Source organism: Collinsella sp. HCP3S3_D1, from assembly GCF_052064015.1.
In the GTDB taxonomy this organism is placed as follows: Bacteria; Actinomycetota; Coriobacteriia; order Coriobacteriales; family Coriobacteriaceae; genus Collinsella.
This window is the reverse complement of record NZ_JBQHWK010000027.1, coordinates 1-17543: the sequence shown is the minus strand read 5'-3', so window position 1 is coordinate 17543 and position 17543 is coordinate 1. Positions and strand designations below refer to the sequence as shown.

The following is a 17543-nucleotide window of genomic DNA, read 5'->3' as shown; positions in this document are numbered from 1 at the left end:
CTCATGTCACATCGTTCTAGCGCGCCGCGTATTCGAGCATGCGGTCGAGCGTGAGCTTGGCCTGGTCGGCGGCCTCATCCGACACGCCGATCTGCACCTCGCCCTCGCCCGTATCCAGGCAGCGCACGAGCTTTTCGAGCGTGATGAGATCCATGTTGACGCAGGTGGGCTGCACCGCGGGGAAGTAGAACTTCTTGCCGGTGCCCTGGCAGCGCCGCTCGAGCTCGTAGAGCACGCCGCGGACCGTCACGATGATAAACTCGCTCGCGTCCGACTCCTCGGCATACTTGATGATGCCGGCAGTGGAGCCGATGTAGTCGGCCTCGGCCAGGACGTCGGCCTTGCACTCGGGGTGCGCCAGCACGAGCGCGTCGGGGTGCGCCTCCTGTGCGTCGACGATCTGCTCGACGGTGATGATGTGATGGCGCGGGCAGTAGCCGTTGTTGAGGATGACGTGCTTTTGGGGCACCTGCTCGGCCACAAAGCGGCCCAGGTTCTGGTCGGGAATGAACAAGATGTGCTGCTGCGGCAGCTCGGAGACGATCTTGACGGCGTTAGAGCTGGTAACGCACACGTCACTCCAGCTCTTGATCTCGACCGTCGAGTTGACGTAACACACCACGGCCAGGTCGTCGCCATATTCGGCGCGCGCCGCGTCGACCGTCTCGTGCTTGACCATGTGCGCCATGGGACAGTCCGCGCCCGGCTCGGGCAGCAGCACGGTCTTGGTGGGGTTGAGCAGCTTGGCGCTCTCGCCCATAAACTCCACGCCGCACAGCACGATAGTCTGCTGCGGCAGGCTCTTGGCAAGCTTTGCCAGGTAGAAGCTGTCGCCGACGTAATCGGCAACGGCCTGGACCTCGGGCGCCACATAATAGTGCGCCAGGATCACTGCGTCACGTTGGGTTTTTAGCTGATGAATGGCCTCGACGAGCTCTGCGGGCACCAGTGCCGCGCGCTCCGTTGCCGTCGTTGCCGATGCCAGGCCGGCCGCGATATCGCGTGCAAGCTCCGATGCATCCATGTTCGCGCTCTGTGCCATCAAGGCCCCTCTCTTTTGGCGAATCTTGGGGCTTTAGTATGACACCTGGCTTTACAGCTGACAAGACAGCTGTAAAGCCAGGTGTAAAGTTGGAATAAGGATTCAATCTTGGGGCGGGTCCATTTTCGAACTGGCAAGCTGAGGACAGTCGAAAATGGATCCGCCACACGGTTCGAGCGGCCCGTTTTATCTTAGTCCGAGAGGCGGTGGGCATAAAAGCGGGTCCGGATCGCTCGATCCGGACCCGCTGGGAACTGGTGCGCGGTTAAGCGCGGCGCTTCATGATGGCCCACGCCAGCAGCAGGACTGCCACACCGGCAGCGAGTACGGCACCCGCAACGACATAAGTGCTGTCGCCGGACTCAGGCAACGCCTCCTTGCTAGCCCTCTTCTTAGGCTTGGAAGTCGTGGTCGTAGTAGTCGTAGTGGTCTGGCCAGGAGCGGGCTTGGCAGCCTCGGCAACGGTAAAGGTCGTCTCGGCCGTGCCCGTGGTCGAAACCACGCTCAGCCTGTGTTCGCCCACGCCGAGCGTATTCAGGAAGCTCGCCTTGAGCGTCACGATCGTAGAGCCCTCGGTGAGCACGTAGTTCTCGGCCGCGACCTCCTTATCGTCGACCAGTACCTTCTGGAAGAACGCGAGCGGTGCGCTCGAACGGAAGCTCAGGTCCTTGACGGCGTCAACCACCATCGTCTGGCCCTTACCGTCGATGATCTCGGGTACCAGAATCGCGATTTCCTCGGTTGCGCCCTTCTCGCCGCAGACGGTGCACTCCTGGTGTTTCTTGCCCTTGGCCTCGGTAGTCGCCGGTTTGTCGACAACCCACTTAAAGGTATGCTCGGCCTTGTCGATGATGTCGCCGCAGCGGCAGTTATGCCAGTGGTTCTTGGCATCGCGTACCCAGCCGGAGCCGTCGGGCTCGTGCTTAAGCACGCCCTCGACCGTCACGTTCACATCGCCCTCGACGTCCTTGAGCTCATAGGTGCCCTTGGCGGAAAGCTTTACGGACGTGCCGTTGACCTTGACGGTGTAGTCCTTGCCCGCAAAGTACGCGCTGTCGATGCCCATGGTGAGTGTTGCGGTCCCGTGCCAATCGAGCTCGGTTGCCGTCGAGGTGAGCGCGTAGCCCACCTGATTGCTCGGCAGCGTCACGACCAGCTTGGGGCCGGCCGCCACGGTAACCTCGGTGGCGGAAGAAGCGTCGTAGTTGGCCTTGGCCTGGTAGCGCACCTCATACGTGCCGGCGGCAAGACCCGTAAGCTCGGCCGTGCCCTCGTCCACCGCCTGATACTTGTCAGCACCCTTGGCACGCCACTCCATCGTCGCGTCGACGCCCGTGATCTTGCCGTCACGCTTGCCGCTCACGGTCTCGGCCGCAACCTGGACCACCGGCGCGCCCTGCGCGGCGTTCTTGATGGAGAAGTCGCACGTCAGGCCCTCAGTCGGAAGCACGTAGTTGCCCGCGGCCTTGCCCGTCAGTGCGGTGAGGTTCGCCGTGTAAGAAGCGCCGGCCTCGGTCTGGGAGCCTTCGACGGTCGCGCCAAGGTCATCCTTGCCGATGACGTTGCCGAGCGTCGCCTCGGGGCAGTGCTCCTTGCCATCGTAAACAAACTCGCTGGTACCCCACTTCACAGTGAGCACGCGCTGGTTGATGGTGAACACGCCGTCAACAAACGTGATGTTGTAGTTGGGGTTAGCGTCCTTGGCCTGCGTCAGGTGCAGAGCATAGCCGCCGTCGCGCACGTTGTCGTCATCTTCGCGCTTAATCTCAATGCCCTGAAGGCTCTCGCCCTCGACAAGCTCGCCGGATGTGATCGCCCACGTAAACACGGGGTCAGCCTCGCCGTAGGTCTTGGAGGCGTCCTGGGCGGTGACCGTGATCGCGCGCGGCTTGACCTCGAGAGTCACCTTACCCTCGGCCTTCACGCCGTCGATCGTTACCTCATAGGACACAGTCAGCGTGCCGACGTCCTTAATCTTGGGGGCCTCGAGGGACCAGTTCTTGCCGTCGGTGCTGTACTGGGCCGTCGCGCCCTCGGGCAGACTCGTCGCATCAACCGTGTGATAGTCGCCGTCGTACACGTCGGAGTAGCCCTTGATGCCGAAGGCGGGGATCTCGACAGACTCGCGCTCGTAGCCACACGTCTTGCAGCGCTCATGCTTGGAACCGGGCTTATCAGCCGTAGCGGCCTGGTCGACGACCCACTCAAAGTCATGCTTTGCGCGGCCAACGTCTTCCTTGCCACAGGTGCAGATATTCCAATGTTCGGCGTCGTCGTGCTTCCAACCGCTACCGTCGGCCTTCTTAGGGCCGTCCTTGACCTCAACCGTCAGGGCCTCGGAGGCGTTATGGTTACGGTCGGCCTTAAGGCGAACGCTGTATTTGCCAGCGGCGAGGCCCTTAACCGACGTCTCGCCTTCGGCAATCCGCTGATAGTCGCTGGCAACCTCGGCTTTCCATTCGTAGGTGTTATCAATCCCGTCGATGCTGCCGTCCGCCAAGGCATGCCCGGTCGCGGCCGTCGTCTTGACGTCCTTGGGAGCGGCCTGTTCGGCGGGAGCGATCTTAATCTCAAGCTCGCCCTCCACCGGCACGTAGTCGGGTGCGGTAATACGGTACTTAATTGTCTCGGCGCACGCGTTGGTATAGGAGGGGATTCGGTCTTCGTACAGCGAGCCACCATTGACGCTATATTCGATCTTCATGCCCTCGGGGGCGTTGTCGACCGTCACCGACGGCGAGTGAGCCTTGCCATCGTAGGTGCCGTCAAAGCCCTTGGCCTGAACATTCTCGAACTGCGTGCCGTAGATGCTCCAGTAGAAAAACTTGCCGTATGTGAAGTTTCCCAGACCCCAAGCCTGGCTCCTATACGCACCGGGATCTTTCTCCGAAACCGATTCGTCCCAAGCGAAACGCTCGAAATCGACGCCCTCTTTAAGCTCAATCCATTCGTCGCCAAGCTTATACGTCACCTTAATGCGAGGCTTTATCTCCTCACCCGTCCACTCATAAGACGGAACGTCGTTGAACACGTCACCGTTGCTGAACCTGACGTTATCCTTCAACTTGTCGTAGCCAATGATTTCGACCTTGCAAAGATCCTTGCGGTTGGAGTCCTTCTCCGCAAGCGAGGCGGGGTTGATCTTGAACACGCGCTCGAGCGTAACATCGCTCTGCCCCTCGATGGCAACCGTCGCCACCACGCGATAGGTACCCGCATTCAGAGGCACCGACCCTTCCATCGCGAAGCCCTGGGGATTATCGTCATCCACGCCGCTATAAAAGCGTGCGCTCACAATCTTTACCTTGCCCTGGGCTACAGCGTTGTCCTTTTGAGACGGCTTGGTCGTAGCAAGCACGGCGTCGCGCTGCTTGCCGTTGTAGGTAAAGCTCAGGTCGCCGCTCTTGGACGACATCAGCGAGATCGTCTCGCCGTCCCTGGAGTAGACACAGTGCGAGGCCTCATACTGTCCGTTGCACGTAGCCGCGATGCTGTACCCATCCCTGTTGGCGGAATAGGCCCACTCGTGCTCGTGCTTGCGATGGATAACCTTGACCTTGCCATCGGTAACGTCGTATGCAAGGTTTTCGTTGGCGAGCTTGAGCCTGCTCGCGAGATCCTCCTGCGAAAGACCGCTCGTGCCAAGGTCCACATACTCATAGTAGTAATACTGCTTATTGGACTCGGGATCGAACTTGGTATCGTCGATAGACAGGACGGCTTCGCCCGTAAAAGACTTATCGACGTGAACCTTGCCGTAGCTACCGACATCGGACGCATCGACGCCCTTCGCCTTGGCCGTAGTGACCTTCGTGTTGCCGGCGAGCGTCACAGAACCAAGGGCGTAAACCGCGCAGCGCTGCGAGTCCTGACCTCTTATGTCGCGACCGTTGAAATAATCAGAGGGGAACACGAACGAATCGTCGATAACCGTACCGTTTATGGTGCACGACGCATCCTTTGCCACCGCAATGGCACTCGTCATGTGCATCTGATATTGAATACCCCACACATTGAACATATAAGAGCAGGGTCCATTCCATGACGTGTTATTTGTTGAACGGATACTGCAGTTATTCAGGGCGACTATGGCATTTTTGACGCCAATATTGCCCGCATGCACATGACCGCTCTCAACCTTCATCTCGTCGCATGCAATCATTCCCTGACTGTTGTTTTCGAACGTGCAGCCGTTCAACGTAACTTTTGGAGTCTTCGACCGCCCGACCACGCTCAAGGCGCCGACGCAGTCATCACTATTATTCTCAAACGTGCAGTTGACAAACGTTGCATCCACCGCGACCTGGCTGCCTCTGATAGTTACAGGCGCCGGCGAGGCTTCGTAAATTTCATTACCCTGGTCAACCTTGAATGCGTTGTTCTTGCAGCATTTCCAACCGCTGACACTCACGTTCGTGAAGCTGGCCGTCTCCCCCGCACCCATGGTTCCATAGAGCGTGATTGCCCGATCGGTATCTTTGTTCTCGGTCCTTGAAACAAGCTTGAGGTTTTCCACGGAAAGGTTGAGGCTCTTGCCCGTATTCGGTTTATCGACACCTCCACGCGCTTCGTAATCATTGCTATCGCTCAAAAACGTTTTTCCATCGCAGCGTACCTCGGTCGAGACACCCGAATCACCGATGAACTCGACATAACCGCCCTTGAGCACAAAGAGCGGGTGTTGCGAATATGTAAGGTCACGCTCGACGGTCAGCGGACCGCCCAGAGACGAGCTGTCGGTGAAATATAGGCGGGTCGGATTCTCCTTGGTGCCGCCCTCGACCTCATAGTGGTCGATATCAACCGTGCCGGCAAACCGATAGTCTTTGCCGCCGGAAAGTTGGATTACATCACTTTCGCCATACGAAAGCTCGCTTTTCAGGTGTTTCGGTTTGATCGCGCCCTGCGGATACGCCTCGGCTACCGTAGGTGTGGCGAGCGTCGTCGCCGCACCCCCAAGCGCCAGCGCTGCAGCCAGCACGCAAGCAGCAAGTCTGCGCATCCCCATCTTCTTCTCCCTCATCACGGCTCCCCTTACCCCTATGCTTTCGCAATGTTCGCTATCGCTTGGCGCCGGCGGGCGGCCTGACTCCCCGTCCGACCGCCGGCATCGATTGACATGTGTATCCATGGAGTATTGTGCGGCCGTCAAAACTGACGCCCTGCCGCTCAGCGCGAGTTGCGCACCGTGGGGCGCAAACGGGGTGTTCCTCCGCGGGCGGCGCGCACCCAATGTGGCAAAATCGAACTACTAAGGGGGCCCGAATGCTCAAGATCATCGCCTGCGACGACGACGTCGCTTTTCTAGATAGACTGCACCGGATGATCGACCGCTGGTCGACCGAGACGGGCACGGCGGTCGACGTTGCACTCGTCACGCGCGGCGAGGACCTGCTGGCCCGCCATGCCGCATCGCGCGCCGACATCATTCTGCTCGACATGATCATGCCGCTCGTCAACGGCATGGACACCGCGCGGGAGTTGCGCCAATCCGATACAGCCGTGCGTCTGGTGTTCCTCACCTCATCGCCCGAGTTCGCGCTGGAGTCCTATGAGGTCCGCGCCTTCGACTACCTACTCAAGCCTGTAGCGTACGAACGCCTGGCGCAACTGCTCGACGAGCTTTCGAGCATGCGACCTGACGCGACCGATGAGCTCGTGACCAAAACGTCCTTTGGATACCATGCTCTGCGCCTGTCCGATATCGAATACGCCGAGGCCCGCAACAAGCACGTGGTATTCCACCTGCGCGACGGGCGCGATATCGAGGCGCTCGAGCCGTTCCGCAACATCGAGGACCAGCTGGCCAAAAACGCGAACTTCTTTAAATGTCACCGTAGCTACCAGGTCAACCTGCGCAATATCGACCACTTCAACCGCACGGATATCGTCATGCGCTCGGGCGCTTGCATCCCGCTGGCGCGCAGTTGCAAGCAGGGTTTCCAGGATGCCTACTTTGCGGCACGGTTCGAGAGCGGGAGGCGCTAATGCTCCCCGCGGCCGAGATGGCACTTTGGGCAATCCACCACGCAACGACCCTGCTTTTTGGCGTTTTTGCCTCGGCGGCGCTCTGCGGTATCGAGATCAACCGGCGTCATGCGCTTGAGCTGGTGATGGTCGGCGCCGTAACCGGATGCGCATTCGGCCTCGCCAATGCCGTCGGCGGCGAGCTTTTCGCCCGTCAGGTATATCCGCTCGTCGTGCATCTGCCGCTCGTCATCTACCTGTGCGCGCGCTATCGCCTGAGCCCGCTGCTCGTTATGCTGGGCGTCACCAGTGCTTATCTGAGCTGCCAGTTCAGCAACTGGATGGGCATCGCCGCGCTCGCCGCCACCGACTCGCAAATCGCGTACTACGCGGCACGCATTATCACCACGGCCGTCGTCTTTGCAATCCTGCTGCATTGGGCCAGCGACATCGGTCCGCGCCTGGCGGTTAAAACCCCCACCGAGCTCGAGATTCTGCTCATCCTGCCGCTCGTCTATTACATCTTTGACTACGCCACCAACGTCTACACCACGCTCTTCCACTCGGGCTCCGTGGTGACGGTTGAGTTTTTGGCGTTTGCGCTTTGCGCGTTCTACCTCATGTTTCTTACTGTGTATCTGCGCGAATACGAGGCAAAGGAAATCGCCGAGCGCGAGCGCTGGATGCTCGCGACCCGCGACAGCGCAGCCATCAAGGAGCTCGAGGCCTGGCGCCAATCTGGACGTGAGCTTTCGGTTCTCCGCCACGACATGCGACACTTCCTGCGCGGCCTTGCGGCTTTGATCGAGGAGGGCCGCATCGACGAGGCGCTCGAACGCATCGACGAGCTCTGCGAGACAAACGACCGCACCGCTGTGCGCCGCTACTGCGCCAACGACACGGTCAATATCGTGCTTTCGTCATTTAGCTCCGATATCAACCGAAACGGCATCAGCGCCGATTTGCGCGCCGCCGTGCCCGAGAGCGTCCATGTAGCCGACGTCGATCTGTTTAGCGTACTCTCAAACGCCCTGGACAACGCCATCGTCGCCGCAAGCGCCGCTCCCCAGGGCAAGCGATTTGTCGATCTGGACCTGCGTTGCGAGGACGGACAACTGCTACTTTTGGTCTCCAACACGTTTGGGCGCCCGCCGCGCATGGTCGACGGCATGCCCGTGGCCGAGCACACCGGACACGGCTTTGGAACCAGGAGCATTAAGCTTGCCGTCGAGCGCATGAACGGCAACTGCCAGTTTCGCATTCACGGCGATCGGTTTGAGTTTCGCGCAGTGATGTAAGGGCGCGACAAGTCGGCGCCGCGCTCGACCCATCAGGACCGCCTTGCCGGCGCCAGTCCGCTACAGCGGCGCGGCGGCCGGGGTCAGCTGCTTGATGTAGGCCCACATGCGCTGCTTGGCGGCCTTGTCGGTCAGCGCGGCCTCAAAGCCGTCGAGCGCGAGTACGCGACGACCCTGCACGTGGGCGACCAAGCCGGGCTTGAGCATGGCGGTATCAAAGTCGTCGATCGCCACGAGCATGTCTGCGTAGGTCTCGCGCATGGTATCGGCCGCGCGATCGTCCAGCAGCAGGACCGCCTCGGGATCCAAGGCCTCGAGCGCCTCGCGGAACAGCTCGCACGGCAGGTCCTCGCCTATCGCAACCGCCCCGTCGCCCGCGCCGGCAACACTTGCCAACACGCAGAAATCCTCGGGCGCGTAACCGATGGCGCCGAGCGCCTTACGCAACGCGGCGCCGTCTGGACCGGCAGCCAACTCGCCACCTGCACGCTCGGCATCGTCTAAATCACCTTTTACCAGCACAATTGGCGAGCACGCGTTGCCCGCGATACGCACGCCGCGGCCCGCGAGCGATGCGAGCTCCTGCTCGGTCGCCTGGGCGATGGCTTCTTTTTTCTGGCTTTGTGACGTGGGCATGCGCTCTCCAATCGTTTGTATGCCCACCATTATATAAAAGAGCCGCCCGCGAGTGGTTGCATTGAGGGCCGTTGGGTATAAGCACGGTCGTACTGAGTTTTACGCGGCCGAGCCGCGTCGCACTATGGAGGTCACCATGGCTGACATTAAGCAGATTACCCCCGAGAATTTCGATTCCGTCGTTAACGGCAGTCTTCCCGTGCTGGTTGATTTTTGGGCACCGTGGTGCGGTCCCTGCCGTTCGCTCTCGCCCATTGTTGACGAAGTGGCCGACGAGCTGGCCGGCAAGATTACCGTCGCCAAATGCAACGTCGACGACAATCAGGACCTGGCCATGAAGTTTGGCGTTATGAGCATCCCCACGCTGGTTGTCTTTAAGAACGGCGAGGAAATCGACCGCTCCGTCGGTGCGCTGCCCAAGGCCAGGCTGCAGGCGCTGCTTGAGAAGCACCTGTAATACGCCGGTCATGTGTTGCCGTCCATGAGTGGTTTTGTGCCGCTCGCCGGAGAGCCGGGTGTTGCGCCCGCGACCACGGATAGTATGGTAATCACAAACAGCCCCCAGTGAACGGGTGCGGGTCAGACGGACTCGCACCCGTTTTCTTATGCGGCGATGCGTAAAGCGGGCGTAGTAGAATCTGAACCACTGATTAGACCCGTACAAAAGGAGATTCCCATGCATGACGTCGGAATGAACATGAGCCAGCTTGCCATGAGCGTCAAGCAGGTCGACGACACGATCGAGCTCGCTCACGAGTGGAGCCATCAGCTGCTGCATGCGACCGAGAACTTTGACATGGAGCGCATTGGCGCCAAGCTCGAGGCCGCCATGGCGGCACTCCACGAGGCGCACGACGCACTCGAGGGCTACGAGGAGGCCATCGAGGCCGACCATAACTCCGTTGGCTCCGTAAAGCTGGTGTAGCGTGGCCGAGCACGAGCACGCCTGCGAGCACGAGCATCCGCACGGGCCGACCGGCGACGTGGGCTGCCGTTGCAGCGGCTCCGCCTCCGAGCTGGTCCGTTTTTCGGTCACCGCTCCCGACGACCTGTTGCGCCGCTTTGACGAGCAAATCGCGCGCCGCGGCGACGTTGCCAACCGCTCCGAGGCCGTGCGCGACCTGATTCGCGCCTCCATTGCCAAGGAGCAGATGCGAACGCCCGACGAGCAGGTCATCGGGTCGCTCACCATGATCTATGACCACCATACCGGCGATCTGACGCGCCGTCTGGACGAGGTGCAGCACGACTACACCGACGAGATTGTCTCGACCATGCACGTGCATCTGGACCACCACAACTGCTTGGAGATTCTGGCGCTCAAGGGTCGCGGCGAGCGTGTCTACGAGCTGGCTGACCGTCTGCTGGGCCTGCGCGGCGTTAAACACGGCGAGCTCACCTGCGCCGCCACCGAGCAGAGCCTGGGGCTGTAGCGGGTCTTTGCGCGGCGCACCTGCCAAGAAGGGACAGGTTTGTTTTGGCAGGTTTAACGTTTTACCTACCAAAATAAACCTGTCCCTTTTTGGCAGGTCTCGATGAAGGAGGGTCGCATGCGACATGCGCATATCCATGTAACGGGCATTGTGCAGGGCGTTGGCATGCGGCCATTTGTGTATCGCGAGGCCATGGCGCACGGTATTTGCGGCTGGGTGCTTAACGCGGGCGATGGCGTGCATATCGAGGCGCACGCCCTAAGCGAGGCGCTCGACGAATTTGTCGCCGCGCTTTCCGAGCATGCGCCCGCGGCGGCTCGTGTGGAGCATGTCGAGGTTATGGACCTAGCGCCCGGCGACTGGGACGCCGCCAACGAGCGGGGCTTTCGCATTGTGGCATCGCAGGATCAAACCGCCCACACGACGCTCGTCTCGCCCGACATCGCCACGTGCGACGACTGCCTGCACGAGCTGTTCGACCCCGCCGACCGACGCTTTCACTATCCCTTTATCAACTGCACCAACTGCGGACCGCGCTTTACCATCATCCGGTCGCTGCCCTATGACCGAGCGGCCACCTCGATGGATTGCTTTCCCATGTGCCCCACCTGTGCCGCAGAGTATGGCGACCCGCTTGACCGGCGGTTTCACGCGCAGCCCGATGCCTGCTTTGATTGCGGGCCGCACATTACGTGGCGCGAGGCCGGCGAAGCCGCCGCGTCGCTGACCGTCGGCACCACGCGCAAGACCAGCGACGCTATTATCGACCGCTGCGTCGAGCTGCTGGCCAGCGGCGGTATTGTTGCTATCAAGGGCCTGGGCGGATTCCACTTGGCATGCGACGCCTCCAACGAGCAGGCGGTGGTCGAGCTTCGCCGCCGCAAACGCCGCAGCAACAAACCGCTTGCCGTTATGGTGCGCGGCCTTGCCGATACTGAACGCCTGTGCCATGTAAACGACGTTGAGCGCGGCCTGCTGGCCGGCAGCATTCGCCCCATCGTGCTGCTGCGCCAACGTGCCGTTTGCGAGAGTGGCGGCTCCCCCAACGCGCTCGCACCGTCCGTCGCGCGCAACCTTCCTGAGCTTGGCGTTATGCTCCCCTATACACCGCTTCAGCATCTGTTGCTTGCCGCGGCAGAAGCCCGCGGTATGCACGCGCTCGTCATGACCAGCGGAAACCTGAGCGAGGAACCTATCGAGACCGATGACAACCTTGCATGGGAGCACCTTGTTGCCGCCGGCATCGCTGACGCGCTGCTTGGCAACGACCGTGCGATTCTCTCGCGCTACGATGATTCCGTGGTGCGCGTGGTCGGTGGGGTCGCCATGCCCGTTCGCCGCGCTCGCGGATATGCACCCCAGCCGCTGCCGTTGCCGGCGCTCGACGGCGCTCCGTCCTGCGTGCTCGCCTGCGGGCCACAACAAAAGGCCACGATTGCGCTCACGCGTGAAGGGACGAACGGCGAGGCAACCTGTTTTATGTCGCAGCATATCGGCGATGTTGAAAACGGCGGGACCTTCGATGCCTGGAACGCCGCGCGCACGCGCTTGGAAGATCTCTTTGACTTGGCGCCCGCCGCCTTGGTCTGCGATCTACACCCCAGCTATCTATCGAGCCAGTGGGCGCGCGAGCAGGCGCGAAAATGCAATCTGCCGCTCGTCGAGGTGCAGCACCATCATGCGCACATCGCAAGCGTAATGGCCGAGGCGATTGCCGCGGGCCAGCTTACAACCGACGCGCGCGTCCTTGGCATCGCCTTTGACGGCACCGGCGCCGGCACCGATGGGACCATTTGGGGCGGCGAGTTTCTTGTTGCCAGCCTTGGCGGCTTTGAGCGCGCCGCGCATTTGCGCACCTGGACGCTCCCCGGCAGGGCGGCCTCCGTGCGCGACGCCCGCCGCAACGCCTTTGCCCTGCTCAGCGAGCTCGGCCTGCTTGAACATCCGGGGGCCGAGCGGCTCTTGGACGGCCTAGACGAGCAAACACGCAGCGTGACGGCAACGATGATCGAGCGGAACATCAACAGCCCACGCACGAGCAGTATGGGGCGTCTCTTTGACGCCGCCGCTGCAGTTTTGGGCATTTGCGGGCAGGCAACCTACGAAGGCGAGCCCGCCATCGAACTCGAAGCCGCCGCCTGGCGCGCGCTCGGCAGCAAAATTACCCATGTTCCCGGCGATAAAGACGGCTGTTCCGCATCTGACCCATTGCGACTGGACAGTTTGTTCAGATTTGTATTAAAAACAGACCCTTTAACCAACGGTTTTGGCTCAGATTACCCCGAAGAGGGCTCTCCAGGCACCTCATTTGCGGTTAATACGCCCGCCGGATACCCCAAATCAACCCATTCGGGGCCCTCGCAGACGATTTATACCACCCATTACCACTCTAAAAAGTACAAATCTGAACTAACTGTCCAAGCAACCTCGAGCAGGTCTCTCGTCCTGGGCCCCAGCTCACTTTTTGCGGCGCTTTTGGAGGGAACCAGAGCCAGTGTGCCCGCCGACAGGCTCGCACTCGACTTCCATGTCGCCGTCGCGCGCTCCTCGGCACGCATCGCCAGCGAGATCTGCACCCGTGAAGGCCTCGATACCGTTGCGCTCTCGGGCGGCGTGTTCATGAACCGACTTCTGCTCCAGCTCCTCACCCGCGAGCTCAAAAGCGCAGGTCTTACTGTCCTTATCCCCCATACCGTGCCCGTCAATGACGGCTGCATCGCCTACGGTCAGGCGGCGGTCGCAAGCGCTCGTCTTGCGCAGATCGCATCGCAGTAGCTCGCTCTCGCACACCGCTGTGCCCAGCCGTCTCACAGGCGTAACGCGTTTGCCCGCGAACCCCGCGAGCGCTACCATCAACTGATGGATTATCGAGCGCCTATCCAGCGCAAAACGTATAAAAGGGGAACAATATGTGCCTTGCCGTCCCCGGTAAAGTAGTCAAACGCGACGATGGCCTCAAGGCTACCGTCGACATGATGGGCATCGAGCGCCCCGTGTCGCTGCGACTCGTGCCGACGGCGCAGGTTGGCGACTATATTCTCGTGCACGCCGGCTTTGGCATCCAAATCGTCGACGAGCAGGAAGCGCAAGAAACACTCGAGCTCGTTAACGCCATGACCGAACTGGCCGAAGAAGACCAACTGGCCAGCAACCCGGCCGAGGCATACTAGTGGCGGCCGGACAGCCGGTGCGCTCCGGTATCGACTTTTCGGCATTTCGCGACCCCAAGCTGGCTCGCGAGCTCATCGAACGCATTCGCGGTCTTGTCGGCGACCGTACCATCAACCTTATGGAAGTCTGCGGCACGCACACCGTGAGCATCGGCCGCTATGGCTTTCGCTCCATTATGCCGGCCGGGCTCAAGCTGCTAAGCGGCCCGGGCTGCCCCGTCTGCGTTACCGCCAACCGTGACATCGACCACGCGATCGCGCTCGCCAACATAGACGGCGCCATCATCACCACCTTTGGCGACATGATGCGCGTGCCCGGATCGTCCACCTCGCTCGCTGCGCAAAAGGCGGCAGGGCGCGATATCCGCATCGTCTACTCCCCGCTCGATGCGCTCGACATTGCCGAGCAAAATCCCGAACGCCCGGTCATTTTTATGGGCGTGGGCTTTGAGACTACGACGCCCACCATCGCCGCTGCCATCTTGGAGGCCGAGGCGCGCGGGCTTTTGAACTTTTCGGTCTATTGCGCCCACAAGACCACGCCGCCGGCGTTGCGCGCCATCGCCAACGATCCCGAGACCGCCATCGACGGCTTTATCTTGCCGGGCCACGTCGCCACTATCACGGGCTTGGCGCCCTTTAGCTTTTTGGTCGACGAGTTCGATACCCCGGGCGTGGTCACGGGATTTGAACCGGTCGATATCCTGCAAGGCATCTGCATGCTGGTCCAGATGGCTGTCGAGGGCAGGCCCGCGATCGACAACGCCTACCGTCGCGGCGTCAACGCAGACGGCAACCCCGTGGCGCGACAGCTGGTCGAGCAGGTGTTTGAGCCATGCGACACCACATGGCGCGGGCTGGGGCCGATTGCCAACTCGGGCCTTTCCATCCGCCCTGAGTTCTCGCGCTTTGATGCCCGTACCCGCTTTGACGTGCCCGTTGAGGCGACGGTCGAGCCGCGTGGGTGCCGCTGCGGCGACGTGCTGCGCGGGGCCATTACGCCGAGCGGCTGCCCGCTCTTTGGCCGCACCTGCACGCCCGAGCACCCCGTCGGCCCGTGCATGGTGAGCTCCGAAGGCAGCTGCGCGGCGTACTACCGCTACCGCGACTATTAGGTTCCGCCGTTCTAACGAGCGGCGGACTGGTCGACGCTGCGCCTCACCCATATAATTCCACCCACGATTGGAGTTTTGGATATGTCCCATAGCATCACCGATAGCACCATCCTTTTGGGCCATGGCTCCGGCGGTCAGATGATGAAACGCATCATCGATGAGGTCTTTTTGGATGCCTTTGGGACGCCCGAGTTGCTCGAAGGCAACGACGCCGGCGTCGCCGCGCTGCCCGCGAGCGGGCGCATCGCCATGTCGACCGACAGCTTTGTAGTCTCGCCGCAGTTCTTCCCCGGTGGCAACATCGGCCGTCTCGCCGTGTGCGGAACCGTCAACGATGTCGCGACCTCGGGCGCCAACGTGCGCTACCTATCGTGCGGTTTTATCCTCGAAGAGGGCTATCCCATGGATAAGCTCCGCCAGATTGTGCAGACCATGGCCGAGACGGCGCGCGAGGCGGGCGTAGCGATCATCACCGGCGACACCAAAGTTGTTGAGCGCGGCGGGGCCGACGGCGTCTACATCAATACCGCCGGCGTGGGCGAAGTGCCTGCGGATGTGGCGCTCAGCGGTGCAAACTGCCAGCCTGGCGATGTCATCCTGGTGTCGGGCACACTCGGCGACCACGGCATCGCCATCATGAGCCAGCGCGAGGGCCTGGCGTTTTCGAGCACGATCGAAAGCGATGCCGCGCCGCTCAACCACCTGATTGCCGACGTTTTGGCCGCAGCGCCCGGCACGCGTTGCTTTCGCGACCCCACGCGCGGCGGCCTGGCATCCACACTCAACGAGTTTGCCCAGGCCAGCGGTGTTGCCATGGAGATCGACGAGGATGCCGTGCCCGTGCGCCCCGACGTGCAGGCGGCATGTGAGATGCTCGGCTACGATGTGCTGCAGGTAGCAAACGAGGGCAAGATGGTCGCCGTGGTGCCGGCCGAGCAAGGCGATGCGGCTCTAGCCGCCATGCGCGTCGCCCGCTACGGCGAGAATGCCGCCATCATCGGTCGCGTGCTGCCACTTGCCGAGGGCTCCCGTCCCGCCGTGCGCGTGCGCACCGGCTGGGGCTCTACCCGCATCCTCGACATGCTCGTGGGAGAGCAGCTGCCGAGAATTTGCTAGGGCGGAATCTCATGAGTGGCGCGATGTCACCTGATATCCCTGGAGATGTTCAGATTCCAAGCACACCCAACGCGTAAGCCCAGTATTATGGGGTGCGTTTTGAAACCCAACGACGGGAGCTTTCATGGCAGCAGCTTTTTCCCATGTGATCTTTGATCTGGACGGCACCATCCTCAACACGCTCGAGGACCTGGCAGCCGCCGGCAACCATACCTGCGAGGCGCACGGCTGGCCCACGTTTGCCGTTGACGAGTACCGCTACAAGGTGGGAAACGGTATGCTCAAGCTGGTTGAGCGCTTTATGCCCGCCGAGTACGCGGGCGACGGCCGTATGTTTGAGCAGACGCTTGCCGAGTTTAGGGCTTATTACGGCGAGCACAAGGAGGACCACACCGCCCCCTATGCCGGCACGATCGAGATGCTCGACCGCTTGCGTGCCGCGGGTGTGCAGCTTGCCGTGCTCACTAACAAGGACCACGTCTCGGCGGCCCCGCTTATCGAGAAGTATTTTGGTTCCGAGCGCTTTGCGCTGGTACAGGGCCGTGTCGATGCGTTTCCGCCTAAGCCCGAGGCACCCGTCACGCTGCATGTGATGGAAGAGCTGGGCGCCGACCCGGCGACCACGCTCTACGTAGGCGATTCCAATGTCGATATCCTGACCGGCCACAACGCCGGTCTTAAGAGCGCAGGCGTCAGCTGGGGCTTCCGCGGCCGCGCAGAGCTGGAAGCCGCCGGCGCCGACTACGTGGTGGACAGCCAGGCAGAGCTCGCGGCGCTGGTGCTGGGCGAGTAGCGAGCGGGCACCAGAGCGAACAAATTGGCATGAAAAGAGGACGGCATAGACCTTCTGGTCATGCCGTCCTCTTTGAATGACAAGTTGTCGCTCTGGTGCCCACGCAGCGTCGAGCAGTTGCGGCGTTTGGTAAAACGCCGCAACGAACTAGTTCATCATCGCATTCATCATCTCGGTGGTTGCGGAATCGTCGGCAGACCACTCGTTATCCTCGTTGGCGGAATACTTAAAGGTGACCTTGGTGTCCTTGGTCTTAGCGGCCTTGGTCACGTCGACCATCACCTGGCCGGCCATCTTGTACAGCTCGTCCTCGGAAGGCATCGTATCGAGTGCGGCGATCTTCTCCTGATACTGGGTGGCGAAATCTTCGACGATCTTGTTCATGGACTTGCAGGTGATGGTGACCTCGGCGGTCGCGGTGCCCTTGTCCTCATCGACCGTCACATCACCGATCTTGTAATCAAAACCCTCGAGATAGCTCTTGGCATACTCCTCGGGATCGATGCCCAGCTGCTCAAACTCGTCGCCCGAAGCCTCTTCCAGGCCGGAGAGGAAATCATCGCCGCCGTTCTTGATCTCGTCAAACTGACTCGTAAGGTCGTCGGTGATGAGCTCCTCCACCGAAGGCCCTCCGCAGCCGGAAAGCAAAACCACGCACGCGACCAGGGCAGCCATCAGGGGCGCAAGCAGCAGCTTCTTTTTCATGACATTCCTCCAAACAAGCGGCGCTGCGTTTCCCGCGCAGCGCACGTCGTAACAGTAGGTCCATATTAGCGGCTCCGTTCAACCCCCTACGTCGCAAAAGCGTAGGCGGCTCAATTTGACGAGTGAATGGCCCATAAAGCAAGCCCCCTGCAATAAAATGCGCCTACTCGGCCTACTAAGACGATATGAGAAAGCCATTTGGGTCGCCTCCCCCGCGGCGCAGCTTCTTTTCGCGGGCTCGGGATGCCACAATGGGCTTTGAGTATCG

At 61.3% G+C, this 17543-nt stretch carries 14 protein-coding genes; 10 read left to right on the top strand and 4 right to left on the bottom strand.

Annotated elements, in window-relative coordinates; all coding sequences use genetic code 11:
• Positions 1-16: 16 nt before the first annotated feature.
• Positions 17-1042, bottom strand: a complete 1026-nt coding sequence (gene nadA, locus ACTNDJ_RS08475) for a quinolinate synthase NadA (RefSeq protein WP_441063861.1) — start codon at positions 1040-1042, stop codon at positions 17-19.
• 265 nt (positions 1043-1307) lie between these two features.
• Complete coding sequence (locus tag ACTNDJ_RS08470; RefSeq protein WP_441063862.1) at positions 1308-6065, bottom strand: MBG domain-containing protein; 4758 nt, start codon at positions 6063-6065, stop codon at positions 1308-1310.
• A 242-nt stretch (positions 6066-6307) separates the two neighbouring features.
• Between ACTNDJ_RS08470 and ACTNDJ_RS08465 the strand changes: the two genes are divergently transcribed.
• Positions 6308-7030 carry a LytR/AlgR family response regulator transcription factor gene (locus ACTNDJ_RS08465; RefSeq protein WP_441063863.1) on the top strand — a complete coding sequence of 241 codons (723 nt, stop codon included), beginning with the start codon at positions 6308-6310 and terminating at the stop codon, positions 7028-7030.
• A complete protein-coding gene (locus tag ACTNDJ_RS08460) occupies positions 7030-8307 on the top strand; it encodes a sensor histidine kinase (protein WP_441083548.1) in 1278 nt (425 codons plus the stop codon). The genes ACTNDJ_RS08465 and ACTNDJ_RS08460 overlap by 1 nt, the downstream gene beginning before the upstream one ends.
• A gap of 60 nt (positions 8308-8367) precedes the next feature.
• Here ACTNDJ_RS08460 and ACTNDJ_RS08455 read toward each other — a convergent pair whose 3' ends face one another.
• Positions 8368-8943, bottom strand: a complete 576-nt coding sequence (locus tag ACTNDJ_RS08455) for a hypothetical protein (protein ID WP_154518158.1) — start codon at positions 8941-8943, stop codon at positions 8368-8370.
• Between the two features lie 136 nt (positions 8944-9079).
• On the opposite strand from ACTNDJ_RS08455, the gene trxA reads away from it, so the two are divergent.
• From trxA to ACTNDJ_RS08415, 8 genes are all read left to right on the top strand, one after another.
• Positions 9080-9400: a thioredoxin gene (trxA, locus tag ACTNDJ_RS08450; RefSeq protein WP_154518161.1), complete on the top strand. Its 321-nt coding sequence runs from the start codon at positions 9080-9082 to the stop codon at positions 9398-9400.
• Between the two features lie 219 nt (positions 9401-9619).
• Positions 9620-9868, top strand: a complete 249-nt coding sequence (locus tag ACTNDJ_RS08445; protein WP_006235225.1) for a hypothetical protein — start codon at positions 9620-9622, stop codon at positions 9866-9868.
• 1 nt (position 9869) lies between these two features.
• Positions 9870-10376, top strand: coding sequence for a nickel-responsive transcriptional regulator NikR (gene nikR, locus ACTNDJ_RS08440; RefSeq protein WP_427795236.1), 507 nt, complete (start codon positions 9870-9872; stop codon positions 10374-10376).
• Between the two features lie 117 nt (positions 10377-10493).
• Positions 10494-13151: a carbamoyltransferase HypF gene (hypF, locus tag ACTNDJ_RS08435; protein WP_441063868.1), complete on the top strand. Its 2658-nt coding sequence runs from the start codon at positions 10494-10496 to the stop codon at positions 13149-13151.
• A 134-nt stretch (positions 13152-13285) separates the two neighbouring features.
• Positions 13286-13546: a HypC/HybG/HupF family hydrogenase formation chaperone gene (locus ACTNDJ_RS08430; RefSeq protein ID WP_154518167.1), complete on the top strand. Its 261-nt coding sequence runs from the start codon at positions 13286-13288 to the stop codon at positions 13544-13546.
• Positions 13546-14661: a hydrogenase formation protein HypD gene (gene hypD, locus ACTNDJ_RS08425; protein ID WP_441057305.1), complete on the top strand. Its 1116-nt coding sequence runs from the start codon at positions 13546-13548 to the stop codon at positions 14659-14661. Before ACTNDJ_RS08430 ends, hypD begins: the two co-directional genes overlap by 1 nt.
• A gap of 81 nt (positions 14662-14742) precedes the next feature.
• Positions 14743-15777, top strand: coding sequence for a hydrogenase expression/formation protein HypE (gene hypE, locus ACTNDJ_RS08420; RefSeq protein ID WP_441057303.1), 1035 nt, complete (start codon positions 14743-14745; stop codon positions 15775-15777).
• Positions 15778-15901: 124 nt separating this feature from the next.
• Positions 15902-16570 carry an HAD family hydrolase gene (locus ACTNDJ_RS08415; RefSeq protein ID WP_229770728.1) on the top strand — a complete coding sequence of 223 codons (669 nt, stop codon included), beginning with the start codon at positions 15902-15904 and terminating at the stop codon, positions 16568-16570.
• A gap of 147 nt (positions 16571-16717) precedes the next feature.
• On the opposite strand, the gene ACTNDJ_RS08410 is transcribed toward ACTNDJ_RS08415, so the two are convergent.
• Positions 16718-17275, bottom strand: coding sequence for a hypothetical protein (locus ACTNDJ_RS08410; protein ID WP_441015350.1), 558 nt, complete (start codon positions 17273-17275; stop codon positions 16718-16720).
• Positions 17276-17543: the final 268 nt, after the last annotated feature.